This is a genomic window from Streptomyces sp. NPDC087845 (assembly GCF_044742755.1).
In the GTDB taxonomy this organism is placed as follows: domain Bacteria; phylum Actinomycetota; class Actinomycetes; order Streptomycetales; family Streptomycetaceae; genus Streptomyces.
Genome location: NZ_JBIUVC010000005.1, coordinates 430,759 through 443,325, shown reverse-complemented (window position 1 = coordinate 443,325; position 12,567 = coordinate 430,759). Strand labels below are relative to the sequence as shown.

Sequence of the window (12,567 nt, the reverse complement as noted above, 5' to 3'; positions counted from 1 at the left end):
GTCGGCCGGGACCGGCCGGGCCGGCCTTCGTGCAGGTCGCCGACGGGCCCGCGGGCGGAGCCCCGGACGGGCCCGAGGGCCCGTCCGGGGTGGTGCGGCCCTCACTTACAGGGTGCGCTCCAGGCGGTCGGCCATCAGCCTGACGAAGCGCGACGGGTCGCCCAGTTCACCGCCTTCGGCCAGCAGCGCCAGGTCGTGGAGGAGCTCGGCCGTCTCCTCCAGGCCCGTACCGGCATCCTCACCGCGTTCGGTGTGCGCCCGGTTGAGGCCGCTGACCAGCGGGTGCTCCGGGTTGAGTTCGAGGATGCGCTTGACCTGCGGGACCGGCTGGCCCATGGCGCGGTACATGTTCTCCAGGGCCGGCGTCACGTCGTGGGTGTCCGAGACGATGCAGGCGGGCGAGACGGTGAGGCGCGAGGAGAGCCGTACCTCCTTGACGGTCTCGCCCAGCCGGTCCGTCATCCAGGTCAGCAGATCCGCGTACTCCTGCTGCCGGTTCTCACGCTCGGTCGCGGCCTCCTTCTTCTCCTCCTCGGTACCGAGCTCGACCTCGCCCTTGGCGACGGACCGCAGCTTCTTGCCGTCGAACTCGGGCTCCGCCTCGACCCACACCTCGTCGACGGGATCGGTCAGCAGCAGCACCTCGACGCCCTTGGCCCGGAACGCCTCCATGTGCGGGGAGTTCTCGATGGCCTGCCGGGACTCACCCGTGAGGTAGTAGATGTGCTCCTGGCCGTCCTTCATCCGCTCCACGTACTGCCGCAGCGTGGTCGGCTCGTCCTTGTCGTGGGTGGTGGCGAACGAGGCGACGCCGAGGATGGCGTCGCGGTTCTCGAAGTCGCTCAGCAGCCCTTCCTTGAGGACGCGGCCGAACTCCCGCCAGAACGTGGCGTAGCGCTCGGGGTCGGCGGACATCATGTCCTTGACCGTCGACAGCACCTTCTTCGCCAGGCGCCGGTGCATCAGCTGGATCTGGCGGTCCTGCTGGAGGATCTCGCGCGACACGTTGAGCGACAGGTCCTGCGCGTCGACGACACCCTTGACGAAGCGCAGGTACGGCGGCATCAGCGCTTCGCAGTCGTCCATGATGAAGACGCGCTTCACATAGAGCTGGATGCCGCGCTTGTACCCCTGCATGAACAGGTCCTGGGGCGCGTGCGACGGGATGAAGAGCAGCGCCTGGTACTCGAAAGTGCCTTCCGCCTGCAGCCGGATGGTTTCGAGCGGGGCGATCCAGTCGTGGCTGATGTGCTTGTACAGCTCGTGGTACTCGTCGTCCTTGACCTCGTCGCGCGAGCGCGCCCAGAGGGCCTTCATCGAGTTGAGGGTCTCGGGTTCGCGCGGGGCGGCGCCGGACCCTTCCCCGGTGTCCTCGGCGTCGTCGGCCGGGGTCTCCGCGGCCATCCTGACGGGCCAGGTGATGAAGTCCGAGTACCGCTTGACGATCTCCCTGATCTTCCAGGGGGCGGTGTAGTCGTAGAGCCGGTCGTCGGTGTCCTCCGGCTTGAGCCGGAGCGTGACCGAGGTGCCCTGGGGAGCGCTGTCGACGGTCTCGATCGTGTACGTGCCCTCGCCGGTCGACGTCCAGCGGGTGCCCTGGCTCTCGCCCGCGCGCCGGGTCAGCAGCGTGACCTCGTCGGCGACCATGAAGCTGGCGTAGAACCCGACCCCGAACTGGCCGATCAGCCCTTCGGCCGCGGTGGAGTCCTCGGCCTCCTTGAGTTCGCGCAGGAACTTCGCCGTGCCCGAGTTCGCGATGGTCCCGATGAGCTGGACCACTTCATCGTGCGACATGCCGATGCCGTTGTCCCGCACCGTCAGCGTGCGGGCCTGCTTGTCGGTCTCGATGTCGATGTGGAGGTCGGACACATCCGCGCCGAGCGAGTCGTCGCGGAGCGCTTCGAGTCGCAGCTTGTCGAGCGCGTCGGAGGCGTTGGAGACGAGTTCGCGGAGGAACACGTCCTTGTTCGAGTAGATCGAGTGGATCATCATCTGCAGAAGCTGGCGCGCTTCCACCTGAAACTCGAACGTCTCAGTGGGCATAATCAGCGATTCCTTCTCAGGTCACCGGGTCGGGAACTGACCTGAGCACTGTAATTCAGCTGGTGATCACGGGAGCTGTGTTTTCCCCGGCTCACGCTCTTTACCGGCCGACCCGTTCGATCCGGCCGACCCGACAGAGCTGGCCGATCCGGCCGATCCGGCAGAACTGGCCGAACCGGCGGGGCCGGACGGCGGAGCCGTGCCGGACTCACGGAAATTCAGCACAAAGCGGGCGCGTTCTCCCTGGATGCGGCGACGGACGTAGAGCACCGGCTCGCCGTCGGGGGTGCAACTGACGCCTTCGCGGACGAGCAGGGGGCTCCCGGCCGGTACGCCCAGCACGTCGGCGTCGCCGATGTCGGCCCCGACCGCGCTGAAGGCGCGCCAGTCGTACTCCAGAGTGATGCCGGCGCTGTCGGCCAGGGCGCGGACCAGGTTCTCCACCGGTCCCGGCGCCGCGAGTTCCCGGGGCAGCAGGGCGGAGGGCATCCAGTAGCTGCTGATGCCCCAGGTCTCCGAGCCGATGGAGAACACGGTCTCCACCCGTGACAGCACGCCGACGGGACGGCCCAGATGGCGTGCCGCCTCCTCGTCGACCGTGGCGGTACCCGCGGGCAGGGCGGCGGTGACCGTCTCCTGGACGTCCATGCCCGGTCCGGCGGTGGACTCGGGCAGCGAGGCGTGCGTGCTGCCCATGTCGAACCGCTGGCTGCGCGGATCGACCGCGATCGACACCCGGGCGACGGGCGGGCGCACGAACGTCCCGATGCCGCGCCGGATCTCGATGGCGGCGGCCCGCTCCAGCTCCGCAATGGCCTCGCGGACGGTCAGGCGGTTGACGCCGAACTCGGCGCACATCTCGGGCTCGCTCGGCAGCCGGGAGCCCGCCGGGAACTCTCCGGCATCGATGCGTTCCTGGATGTGGCGGGCCAACTGCAGATAGCGCGGACTGGTCCTTCGGTGGTTCGACACCCCTGGATAGTACGAACCTCCGCGCGGCGTCCCGGACACGGATCCCGTCCCACCGACCGTCGCACCACGGTCATTTCGCGGATGTTCACGTGCCCGTCACTCGTAGGGCCCGGCAACCGCGCCGATGGCATCTATACATCTAGATGTCTTGCCTGTCGCTGGACATCCCGACGTCCTTCCCGCACCACCTGTGAGGTCCCCGTGCCCCTGCTGAACTTCCGCGACCCCGCCCTGACGGCCGATTCCCACCGCAACCGGATATGTCCCGCGACCCTCTTCCGCTCCGCCCAGCCGTTCCCCGCCGCAGATCAGGACACCGTCCGGGAACTGCGCGCACGGGGCATCCGCACGATCGTGGACCTGCGCGGTGACTCCGAGCGGTCGGACGCGGACTGGGCCGCGGCGGCGGAAGCGGGCATCCGGGTCCTGTGGGCGCCGCTGGACGCCTCCGCCGAGATGGAGGCGGTCGATCCCCGCTCGCTGCGGACCGCCGAGGACCTCGGGCGCTTCTATCTCACCCTGGCCGAGATTACGCCCCGGGCGATCGCGGACGCGGTCACGGCAGCGGCGGCCCCCGGCGCGACCCTGGTGCACTGCGCCGCGGGCAAGGACCGGACCGGGCTGCTCGTCGCCCTGCTGCTCGACCTGGCCGGGGTCCCGCTGGACGAGATCGCCGAGGACTACGCGCGCACCGCCGACGCCCTGCCCCAGATCTTCGCCGCCCTGGCCGGTGCCGCGGACCGGAGCGCGCTCAACGCCGGTGCCGCGGACCGGGGCGCGCTCAATGCCGGTGCCGCGGACCGGGGCGCGCTCAACGCCGGTGCCGCGGACCGGGGCGCGCTCAACGCCGGTGCCGCGGACCGGAGCGCGCCCAACGGCGGGGGCGTGGCCCGGAGCACCGCCGGGACGGCCCTCGGTGACCGGTCGATCCCGCCCGCGCTGCTGGAGGCTCCCGCCGAGGCGATCCGCACCTTCGTGGACGGCATCCGCACTCGCCACGGCGGCACCGAGGCATTCCTGCGCGGCTGCGGTGCCGACGCCGCGGTGATCGCCTCGTTCCGGGCCAAGGCAGCCCTCGTCCAAGGGCCCGGGGCCGCCGCGCAGAAGCCCGCGCCGGTCCATGCCCAGGACCCCGCGCCGGTCCCCGCCGCCGCAGCCACCGTGCTGACGGCCGACCGCTGACGCCGACCGCCGGCGGGAGTGGGCGACCGGGTTCCGGGCGCACCGTGGGGCGGTCCGCCCGGAATCGGGACGCGTCCCTTTGCCGGTCAGGCCAGCAGCGCCGCGAAACCCTCCGTGCGGGCCAGGTGTTCCAGCTCGTCCAGCGCCCGGCGGGCCGCCCCGGCCGCCGCCGGATCGCGTTCGGCGAGACCGCTCTCGGCGAACTCGTCCTCGTCCAGCCGGAGCACGGACGTGCCGTCCGCCGACACCCACAGATCCAGGTCGAGGTCCTCGACCAGCAGCTCACCGTCCCTCAGCACGGCGGGACGGGTGATGTCGCAGTACCAGCCCTTGAGTTCGCCCGCGCCGGTACGGACCTCCTTCACGGCGAACCAGCGGTCGCGCCAGTAGTGCTCGGTGAACACATCGCCGGGCTCGAACCGCACGAAGCCGAAGTCCCGTACCCCCGGCGCCGCCCACGGCGCACGCACCGTCACGCGGGTGCCGTCGGCACGGACCACGTCCGCCGGGTAGCGGATCTTGGTCCGCCCGGCCTTCACCAGTGCGACCACCAGCGTCTCGTCAGCCGAGCTTGCGGACATACCGCACCTCCGTGGCGCAGATCTCGTAGCCGAACCATCGGTTGACCGCCAGCATCGGGCCGTTCTCCGCGTCGTTGCCGGTGTACGCGTCCGTGTACCCGGCGGCGCGCGCCCGGTGCAGCGAGTCGTTCTTGGCGAGCCTGGCCAGGCCCCGGTTGCGGTACGCCCGGCGGGTGCCGGTCATCCCCGACATGTAGCGGGTCAGGCCGTCGGTCTGCGCCGCGCTGAACGCCGCCACCTCCCCGTCGACCACGACGACCGAGGTGAGCTCGCGGTCGAGTCCGGGACGGCGCCAGGTCTGCCGGAGCCAGTCCTCGTAGTCGGACAGTCCGGCCGGGGTGTCGCTCGGCTCGTCGGCCGTGGTCTCCGCGTCCGCCTCGAAGAGCGGGCGTGGGTCGTCGGCGAAGTCCGCGGCGGTACGCAACTCGGCGCCCGCCGGGAGTTCCTGGCGGGGCGGCAGCGAACCGCCCGCCAGATCGAGGTGGAGGAAGTGCGCCGAGCGGCTCGGCGCGTAGCCGCGCTTCTCGGCGAACGCGCGGTTCGACGGGGTGTCGAGCACCCATGTGTAGACCGCGAGCGCGCCCTCCCGTGCCAGATACTCCTCGGCCGTCCTGAGCAGCAGCCCACCCGCCCCGCGCCCGGTGCGGTCCGGGCGCGTGTACGGATTGCAGAACGCCTGGCCGGGTTCGGGGCTGTCGTGCGCGAGGCCGACCTGCGCGGTCCCGATCAGCTCCCCGTCCCTTTCGGCGACCAGCAGCCGGTAGCGCTTGTCGGGAGGGGCGGAGGCGAGGTCGAAGGCGACCTGCTCGGGAGTCGTCACCATGTAGGGGAGTGCGGCACGCCGGACCTGCACCCAGGCCTCCGCGTCGGCGGGCAGGAAGTCGCGAACGAGGACAGTCATGGGCCGGACGTTACGCGGGGGCCGGTACGGGCCGCCCCTGGTTTTCCGGCGGTGGGGGACAATCGGCGCGTGACTCTGAAGATCGCCCTTGATCCGGATGCCGGTACCGCCCCGTACGAGCAACTGCGGACGCAGATCTCCGAACTGGCCCGCTCCGGCGCGCTGCCCGTCGGTTTCCGGCTTCCGACCGTACGCGCCTTCGCCGAGGAGCTCGGCCTCGCCGCGAACACCGTCGCCAAGGCGTACCGGGCGCTGGAGGCCGACGGGGTGATCGAGACCCGTGGCCGCAACGGCACGTTCGTCGCCGCCGCCGGTGATGCGGCGGAGCGTCGTGCGGCGGCCGCCGCACAGGAGTACGCGCAGCAGGCGCGGCGGCTGGGGCTGTCGCGGGCCGACGCGCTGTCCCTGGCCGAGGACGCGTTGCGGGCGGCGTACGCAGTGAGGTGAGACGGGGCGCGGTGAGGCGGGACGAGGCGCGGTGGGCCCGGGCCGCGGTCGTGGTCGGGGCCGTCCGGCGGCCGTTCGTCCTCGCCGGCCGGGCGGGTTCGCAGGGCGTTCCCCGCTCATCGGGCGGGGGCGAAGGGCGGCTCAGAGATACAGACCCGCGTCCGCGCCGGAATCCTGTTTCGGCACCGACGCGGGACTGCTGCCCCGCCGCAGCGCGTACAGCTCGGCGAGCGTGGCGCCCTCGCGGCCGAGCCCTTCCTCCGTACCCAGCCAGGCCACCGCCTCCTTGCGGGTCAGCGAGCCCACCTCGATCCTGGCGAGGCAGCGGCCGGGCCTGACCACGGCCGGGTGGAGCCGCTCCAGATCCTCGTTGGTGGTGACGCCCACCAGTACGTTGCGGCCCTGGCCCAGCAGTCCGTCCGTGAGGTTCAGCAGCCGGGACAGCGCCTGGCCCGCCGTGTGCTTGGCCTCGCCGCGGATCAACTCGTCGCAGTCCTCCAGGAGCAGCAGCCGCCAACGGCCCTTGGCCGTTCCCTCGTCCTCACCGATCGCGATGTCCATCAGATAGCCGACGTCGTTGAACAGCCGCTCCGGATCGAGCACGCAGTCGACCTGGCACCAGTCCCGCCACGAGCGGGCGAGCGTGCGCAGCGCGGACGTCTTGCCGGTACCGGGCGGGCCGTGCAGCAGGAGCAGCCGGCCGGCGATGTCGTCGGGCGTGACCTTCATCAGCCGGCCCATCGCGTCGGCCACCGGTGCCGTGTAGTTGTCGCGGACCTCGTCCCAGGTGCCGGCGGCGATCTGCCGGGTGGTGCGGTATGGACCGCGGCGCGGCGACACGTACCAGAAGCCCATCGTCACGTTCTCGGGCTGCGGTTCCGGTTCGTCCCGGGCGCCGTCCGTCGCCTGGCCGAGGATCTGCTGCGCCAGTTCCGGGCTGGTCGCGGTGACCGTGACATCGGCGCCGCGGTTCCACCGCGAGACGAGCAGGGTCCAGCCGTCGCCCTCGGCGAGCGTGGCGCTGCGGTCGTCGTCGCGGGCGGCGCGCAACACCTTGGCCGCCGGGGGCAGCAGAGTGGCCCCGGTCTTGACGCGGTCGAGGGAGGAGCTGTGCGAGTACGGCTGCTCGCCCGTCGCGAAGCGGCCGAGGAACAGCGCGTCGACGACATCGGACGGGGAGTCGCTGTCGTCGACGGTGAGCCGGATCGGTAGAGCGGACTCAGGGTTGGCAGACATGGCGCCCATGATCCGGCACGAAGGCACCCCGCGCACCCGGGTTTCACCACCTTCTTCCCCGCCTTCTTTCCCCGCTCGCACGGGGCGCTCGCGGACATGACGCGGCTTCAAGGGGGCGCGTGGAAGAACTCATTGGACCAACTTGGCATGCACACTTCCGGTGAGGGTGTGGGTACTGCTACCACGGACACGGCAGGCCGGTGGAGATCCTGCCGGTCGGTCCAAGGGAGGTTCCATGAAAATGTCCAGACTCGTGGCGTTCTCGTCATCGCTCCTGCTCGGTGCCGTACTGGCTCTGACCGGAGCGGCCACCGCCGACGCCGCACAGTCTGTCCAGGCCGTCGACTACGTAGCCCTCGGCGACTCGTACTCCTCGGGGGTCGGATCCGGCAGCTACGACAGCGCCAGTGGGGACTGCAAGCGCAGCAGCAAGGCCTATCCCGCGCTCTGGGCCGCCGCCAACTCGCCCTCGTCCTTCGCCTTCACCGCTTGCTCGGGCGCCCGTACGGGTGATGTCAAGTCCGGTCAGCTCGGCCCGCTCAGCTCCTCGACCGACCTCGTCTCGATCTCCATCGGCGGCAATGACGCGGGCTTCGCCGACGTCATGACCACCTGTGTCCTCCAGTCGGAGGCCACCTGTCTCAGCCGGATCGCCACGGCCCGCAGCTTCGTCGACACCACGCTGCCCGGCAACCTCGACTCGGTGTACTCGGCGATCCGCGCCAAGGCGCCGTCCGCGCATGTCGTCGTCCTCGGCTACCCGCGCTTCTACAAGATCGGCGGCAGCTGCGTCGTCGGTCTGAGTGACAAGGTGCGCACCGCGATCAACGGGGCCTCCGACTACCTCAACGCGGCGACCGCCAAGCGCGCCGCCGACCACGGCTTCACCTTCGCCGACGTCAGCGGGAAGTTCACCGGGCACGAGATCTGCTCCGGAAGCGCCTGGCTGCACAGTCTCAACTGGCTCGACATCGGCGAGTCGTACCACCCCACCGCGGCCGGACAGTCGGGCGGCTACCTGCCCGTCCTCACCTCGGCCGCCTGACCTCTCCCGCCGTGCGTGCGCCGGGCCCGTTCGGTCGTCCGGCGGGTAGGAGGCCCCCGTCCGCAGGGGTCTCCGTCCGGCACTCCGTCGATCGGCGGTGGTGAACCACTTCCGATCTGTCCAACTCGCCCTGGAATCGGGCGGATCGGGAGTGGGGTCGTCAACCTCCGTATGTGTGTGCTCAATCCTGTGACCGGGATACACGGGTGTCGTCGCGGGGGGATAGGGTTAACCTGCCCGGGCCGGGTGCCCTCGTACGGGTGGGGAGTGACATGGAACAGATAACGATGCGCAGCAGGCCGCGTGTGCCTGCCATCACATGTGGGAGCAGTGCGACAAGTTCGCGCCTCGACCGCCATCTCGCGGTGCTCGGCGGACCCGCCGTGCCGCAGCGGGAGTCCGCGGAGGCGACGCTGCTGATGCGTGAGCTCACCTCGCGCGACGCCGCCCATCGCCGTGGGAGCAAGAGTGCGCGGGTCTCCCTCTTCGCGCCGCTGCGTCGACTGCGCCGCTCGCTCTTCGGTGGCCGCCACTGATCGGACGGCCCGTCACGACCGCGCAACGGTCCACCGCCCGGGCTCTCCCCGGCCAGGGTTTGTCGTCCAGGTCCCCCGCTCGGGACCGCTCGGGCGATCGCACTGTCCCGGCGCAGCGCTGCTGCCGGCTCTCCCGTCATCCCCGGAGCCCGCAGCAGCGCTTTGGTGTGTCCGCCCGGCGTCGGAGCGAGGGCGCCGGGTCCGGCGCGCCATGGCGGCGCGTCGGCCGCGGCGACCGGCGGAAACGTACTCGCGTGAACGTGCCCGCGGAAGCGTGCCCGCACGAACGGCTCCGTGCGTCCCTCTATTGTCCCTTCGCCTCTTCGCCCCTTCGCCCCTTCGCTCCCGACCCGGTCGCGGCCGGAGCGCCCCGGTCTCGGGCCGGATGGTGTGCCGAAATAATTCGGCGCCGAAGTACTTCTAGACTGTACGCATGTCCGAAAAGCGAGCCGCGCGCCTGAGTCCCGACGAACGAAGGGCCCAGCTGGTCGCCATCGGCCGGGACATGCTCGCCGACCGGTCACTGGACGAGCTGTCCACGGACGAGGTGGCGCGCCGCGCCGGTATCTCGCGGGGGCTGCTCTTCCACTACTTCGACTCCAAGCGCGACTTCTACCGCGCCGTGGTGCGCCAGGAGTGCGACGGCTTCGCCGCAGCCACGGAACCGGACCCCGCGTTGGAGCCCGTCCCCTGGCTGCGGTCGTTCATCAGCGGTTTCGTGTCGTACGTACTGGAGCACCGCAAGGTGTATCTCGCCCTGGTGCGCGGCGCCTCCGGCAGTCGGCCCGCGGCGGAGGACATCGTCGAGCGCACCAGGGACACCCTCGCCCGGCGGGTGGAGGAGGCCCAACGGCGCCTGCGGATGCCGGACTCGCCGCGGCTGCCGGTCGCCGCGCGGGCCTGGATGGCGTTCGCCGAGGAGGCCGTCACCAGCTGGCCGCTCGGCGAACCGGACGCGCTCACGGAGCTCGCGGCCTTTCTCGAGTCGAGCTTCGTCGGTCTGCTCGGCGCCCTGGACCGGCCCGCCGCGCTGCCCGGTGAGCGCGGCGGTCACTCGCCGCCGCGCGCGTAACTCCGTACGGCCAGCGGCGCGAACACCGCGAGGAGCACCACCGACCAGGCGAGCGTTCCCGCCACCGGGTGGGCGACCGGCCAGGCGGCGTCGGCGGCCGGGGACGCGTTGCCGAACAGTTCGCGGGTGGCCGACGCCATCGCGCTGATCGGGTTCCACTCCGCGACCGTCCGCAGCCAGCCCGGCAGATTGTCGGTCGGAATGTAGGCATTCGACAGCAGCGGCAGGATGAAGGTGGCGCTGCCCAGTTGGCCGGCGGCCTCCTCGTTGCGGATCAGCAGGCCCAGCCAGCAGCCCATCCACGACGTGGCGAACCGCAGGAGCAGCAGCAGCCCGAAGGCGCCCAGGGCGGCGAGCGGACCGCCCTCGATCCGCCAGCCGACCGCGAGTCCGACCAGGATCAGCGGGATCATGCCGATGGCTGTGGTCAGCAGATCGGCGGCGGTCTGGCCGAACGGTACGGCGGGCCGGCTCATCGGCAGCGTACGGAACCGGTCCATCACCCCGCGGTCGCAGTCCTGCGACGCCTGGAACATCCCGACCATGATGCCGTTGGCCGCCGTCGCCGCCAGCAGGCCCGGCACGAGGAGCGCGCGGTACTCCTGGCCGGGCATGGCCAGGGCGCTGCCGAACACGTAGCCGAAGAACAGCAGCATCGTGATCGGCATGGTCTGCGTGAGGATCATGACGCCCGGTGCGGCCTTGATCCGCTGCAGATGGCGGCCCAGCATGGCCAGGGCGTCGGCGACCGGGGTGCTCGTGGCGGGCGTGGCGGTCGGCTCGTGGACCGGTGCGATGCTGCTCATGCGGCCGTCTCCTTCAGGGGCGGGGAGGTGCGGCCGTCGTTGCGGCCGGTCAGGCGGAGGAATACCTCGTCGAGCGTCGGCGGGCGCAGGCTCGCGTCGATCAGCGGTACGCCCGCCGCGTCGAGTTCGCGGACGATGCGGGGGAGGGTGAGCGTGGTGTCGGTCGCGACGGCGCCCACGGTGCGGCGTTCGTGGTCGAGCACCGGTGCGGCGCCGGTGAGCTGATCGAGGACGGCTGCCGCCGGGATCAGCGCCGACTCGTGGGAGACGACGACCTCGGTGTAACTGCCGATGCGGGCCTTCAGCTCGGCGGGGGTGCCGCGGTGCGCGGCCCGGCCCCGGTCGATCAGCACGATGTCGTCGGCCAGCTGATCGGCCTCCTCCAGGTACTGCGTGGTGAGCAGGACGGTCGTGCCCCGGTCGGCCAGTTCCCGTACGGCCGCCCAGATCTGGTTGCGGCTGTGCGGGTCGAGTCCGGTGGTCGGCTCGTCCAGGAACAGCACCCGGGGGCGGGTCAGCAGGCTGGCCGCGAGGTCGAGGCGGCGGCGCATGCCGCCCGAGTAGGTGCGGGCCGGGCGGTCGGCGGCCTCCGTCAGCTCGAAGCGTTCCAGGAGCTCGTCGGCGCGGCTGCGCGCGGCCGCGCCGCGGAACCGGAGCAGCTTGGCGAAGAGCCGCAGGTTCTGCCGGCCGGACAGCTCGCCGTCCACCGAGGTGTTCTGCCCGGTGACGCCGATCGCCGCGCGCACCGTGCCCGCCTCGCGCACCACGTCGTGGCCCGCCACCCGGGCGCTTCCGCCGTCCGGGCGCGTCAACGTGGTGAGGACCCGGACGGCGGTGGTCTTGCCCGCGCCGTTCGGCCCGAGCACTCCGCAGACGGTGCCCTCGGCGACCGCGAGATCGAGCCCCCGCAGCGCGTGGACGTCGCCGTAGCGCTTCTCCAGACCTTTACTAAGTACAGCGTACGTAGTTGCCATGCGGCCACCGTAGCGCACTACGTACGGTGTACGTAACTACGATGAGGGAAAAGGTGGTGATCGATGGTGGGGCGACCCGCTGTACCCGAAGTGATCTGGGCGCGCCCCGAACGTGCCGGCCGGGGCCCCAGGCCCGCGTTCAGTCGCGCCGACATCGCGGCGGCCGCCGTCCGTATCGCCGATGCGGAGGGCTTCGACGCGGTGTCCATGCGGAAGGTGGCGGCGGAGCTGGGCTGCGGCACCATGTCGCTCTACAACTACGTGCCGCGCAAGGAGGACCTGTACGAGCTGATGCTCGACGCGGTCAGCGCCGACTACGAGTTCCCGGAGCCCTCCGGCGACTGGCGCGCCGATCTCGTCGCGCTGGCCCGTCAGACCCGCGAAATGATGCACCGCCACACCTGGGTGCCCCGGCTGATGTCACCCGTGTACGGCTTCAGCCCGAACGCCCTGCGGTATCTGGAGTACACGCTCAGCTGCCTGGACGGGGTCGAGGCGCGGTTCGGCGAGAAGATGGAACTCATCGCCATGCTCACCAGTGTGGTCACCACCTATGTGTCCAACGAGATCGCCACGGCCGAGCGCAGTCGGTCGCTGCCCTGGTCCGAGGAGCAGGAGCACGCCGTGCGCACCGGCTACCTCGTCAGCCAGATCGCGACCGGGAAGTATCCGCGGATGGCGGCGGGATTCGCCGAGGACCCCGGGCCGATCGATCTGGACGGCGTCTTCGACCGGGCGCTGCGCCGGGTGCTGGACTCCTTCGGCCGGTAGC

General features: G+C 71.2%; 13 protein-coding genes. 6 read left to right on the top strand and 7 right to left on the bottom strand.

Going from position 1 to position 12,567, the window contains the following annotated elements:
* Nucleotides 1-105: 105 nt before the first annotated feature.
* On the bottom strand, nucleotides 106-2,043 hold the full coding sequence (gene htpG / locus ACIOMQ_RS16485) for a molecular chaperone HtpG (RefSeq protein ID WP_362206318.1): 1,938 nt from the start codon (nucleotides 2,041-2,043) through the stop codon (nucleotides 106-108).
* Nucleotides 2,044-2,109: 66 nt separating this feature from the next.
* Nucleotides 2,110-3,015, bottom strand: a complete 906-nt coding sequence (locus tag ACIOMQ_RS16480; RefSeq protein WP_362206317.1) for a GntR family transcriptional regulator — start codon at nucleotides 3,013-3,015, stop codon at nucleotides 2,110-2,112.
* 201 nt (nucleotides 3,016-3,216) lie between these two features.
* Here ACIOMQ_RS16480 and ACIOMQ_RS16475 point away from each other — a divergent pair, with 201 nt between their 5' ends.
* Complete coding sequence (locus ACIOMQ_RS16475) at nucleotides 3,217-4,197, top strand: tyrosine-protein phosphatase (RefSeq protein ID WP_402189252.1); 981 nt, start codon at nucleotides 3,217-3,219, stop codon at nucleotides 4,195-4,197.
* A gap of 86 nt (nucleotides 4,198-4,283) precedes the next feature.
* On the opposite strand, the gene ACIOMQ_RS16470 is transcribed toward ACIOMQ_RS16475, so the two are convergent.
* On the bottom strand, nucleotides 4,284-4,778 hold the full coding sequence (locus ACIOMQ_RS16470; RefSeq protein ID WP_362206315.1) for a DUF402 domain-containing protein: 495 nt from the start codon (nucleotides 4,776-4,778) through the stop codon (nucleotides 4,284-4,286).
* Nucleotides 4,759-5,679, bottom strand: a complete 921-nt coding sequence (locus ACIOMQ_RS16465) for a GNAT family N-acetyltransferase (protein ID WP_401755282.1) — start codon at nucleotides 5,677-5,679, stop codon at nucleotides 4,759-4,761. The genes ACIOMQ_RS16470 and ACIOMQ_RS16465 overlap by 20 nt, the downstream gene beginning before the upstream one ends.
* 69 nt (nucleotides 5,680-5,748) lie before the next feature.
* Between ACIOMQ_RS16465 and ACIOMQ_RS16460 the strand changes: the two genes are divergently transcribed.
* Nucleotides 5,749-6,126: a GntR family transcriptional regulator gene (locus tag ACIOMQ_RS16460; RefSeq protein ID WP_362206313.1), complete on the top strand. Its 378-nt coding sequence runs from the start codon at nucleotides 5,749-5,751 to the stop codon at nucleotides 6,124-6,126.
* A 141-nt stretch (nucleotides 6,127-6,267) separates the two neighbouring features.
* On the opposite strand, the gene ACIOMQ_RS16455 is transcribed toward ACIOMQ_RS16460, so the two are convergent.
* A complete protein-coding gene (locus ACIOMQ_RS16455) occupies nucleotides 6,268-7,362 on the bottom strand; it encodes a DUF5925 domain-containing protein (RefSeq protein WP_389801024.1) in 1,095 nt (364 codons plus the stop codon).
* A 235-nt stretch (nucleotides 7,363-7,597) separates the two neighbouring features.
* Here ACIOMQ_RS16455 and ACIOMQ_RS16450 point away from each other — a divergent pair, with 235 nt between their 5' ends.
* The 3 genes from ACIOMQ_RS16450 to ACIOMQ_RS16440 all read left to right on the top strand — a co-directional run bounded on the left by ACIOMQ_RS16450 (nucleotide 7,598) and on the right by ACIOMQ_RS16440 (nucleotide 10,015).
* On the top strand, nucleotides 7,598-8,407 hold the full coding sequence (locus tag ACIOMQ_RS16450) for an SGNH/GDSL hydrolase family protein (protein ID WP_362206311.1): 810 nt from the start codon (nucleotides 7,598-7,600) through the stop codon (nucleotides 8,405-8,407).
* Nucleotides 8,408-8,679: 272 nt separating this feature from the next.
* A complete protein-coding gene (locus ACIOMQ_RS16445) occupies nucleotides 8,680-8,943 on the top strand; it encodes a hypothetical protein (RefSeq protein ID WP_401267542.1) in 264 nt (87 codons plus the stop codon).
* 433 nt (nucleotides 8,944-9,376) lie between these two features.
* Nucleotides 9,377-10,015 carry a TetR/AcrR family transcriptional regulator gene (locus ACIOMQ_RS16440; RefSeq protein ID WP_401267539.1) on the top strand — a complete coding sequence of 213 codons (639 nt, stop codon included), beginning with the start codon at nucleotides 9,377-9,379 and terminating at the stop codon, nucleotides 10,013-10,015.
* Here the strand turns inward: ACIOMQ_RS16440 and ACIOMQ_RS16435 are convergent.
* Together ACIOMQ_RS16435 and ACIOMQ_RS16430 are read right to left on the bottom strand one after the other, a co-directional pair.
* Nucleotides 9,994-10,746 carry an ABC transporter permease gene (locus ACIOMQ_RS16435; RefSeq protein WP_401267592.1) on the bottom strand — a complete coding sequence of 251 codons (753 nt, stop codon included), beginning with the start codon at nucleotides 10,744-10,746 and terminating at the stop codon, nucleotides 9,994-9,996. The two genes, ACIOMQ_RS16440 and ACIOMQ_RS16435, sit on opposite strands and share 22 nt — an antisense overlap.
* 71 nt (nucleotides 10,747-10,817) lie before the next feature.
* Nucleotides 10,818-11,795, bottom strand: a complete 978-nt coding sequence (locus ACIOMQ_RS16430; RefSeq protein ID WP_362206308.1) for an ATP-binding cassette domain-containing protein — start codon at nucleotides 11,793-11,795, stop codon at nucleotides 10,818-10,820.
* Nucleotides 11,796-11,858: 63 nt separating this feature from the next.
* Between ACIOMQ_RS16430 and ACIOMQ_RS16425 the strand changes: the two genes are divergently transcribed.
* A complete protein-coding gene (locus ACIOMQ_RS16425; protein ID WP_362206307.1) occupies nucleotides 11,859-12,566 on the top strand; it encodes a TetR/AcrR family transcriptional regulator C-terminal domain-containing protein in 708 nt (235 codons plus the stop codon).
* Nucleotide 12,567 lies beyond the last annotated feature (1 nt).

What these genes read in the sequence shown, in the direction of transcription:
- htpG (WP_362206318.1), bottom strand. Translation starts at nt 2,043, where the DNA reads ATGCCCACTGAGACGTTCGAGTTTCAGGTGGAAGCGCGCCAGCTTCTG.
- ACIOMQ_RS16470 (WP_362206315.1), bottom strand. Translation starts at nt 4,778, where the DNA reads ATGTCCGCAAGCTCGGCTGACGAGACGCTGGTGGTCGCACTGGTGAAG.
- ACIOMQ_RS16465 (WP_401755282.1), bottom strand. Translation starts at nt 5,679, where the DNA reads ATGACTGTCCTCGTTCGCGACTTCCTGCCCGCCGACGCGGAGGCCTGG.
- ACIOMQ_RS16455 (WP_389801024.1), bottom strand. Translation starts at nt 7,362, where the DNA reads ATGTCTGCCAACCCTGAGTCCGCTCTACCGATCCGGCTCACCGTCGAC.
- ACIOMQ_RS16450 (WP_362206311.1), top strand. Translation starts at nt 7,598, where the DNA reads ATGAAAATGTCCAGACTCGTGGCGTTCTCGTCATCGCTCCTGCTCGGT.
- ACIOMQ_RS16445 (WP_401267542.1), top strand. Translation starts at nt 8,680, where the DNA reads ATGGAACAGATAACGATGCGCAGCAGGCCGCGTGTGCCTGCCATCACA.
- ACIOMQ_RS16440 (WP_401267539.1), top strand. Translation starts at nt 9,377, where the DNA reads ATGTCCGAAAAGCGAGCCGCGCGCCTGAGTCCCGACGAACGAAGGGCC.
- ACIOMQ_RS16435 (WP_401267592.1), bottom strand. Translation starts at nt 10,746, where the DNA reads ATGCTGGGCCGCCATCTGCAGCGGATCAAGGCCGCACCGGGCGTCATG.
- ACIOMQ_RS16430 (WP_362206308.1), bottom strand. Translation starts at nt 11,795, where the DNA reads ATGGCAACTACGTACGCTGTACTTAGTAAAGGTCTGGAGAAGCGCTAC.
- ACIOMQ_RS16425 (WP_362206307.1), top strand. Translation starts at nt 11,859, where the DNA reads ATGGTGGGGCGACCCGCTGTACCCGAAGTGATCTGGGCGCGCCCCGAA.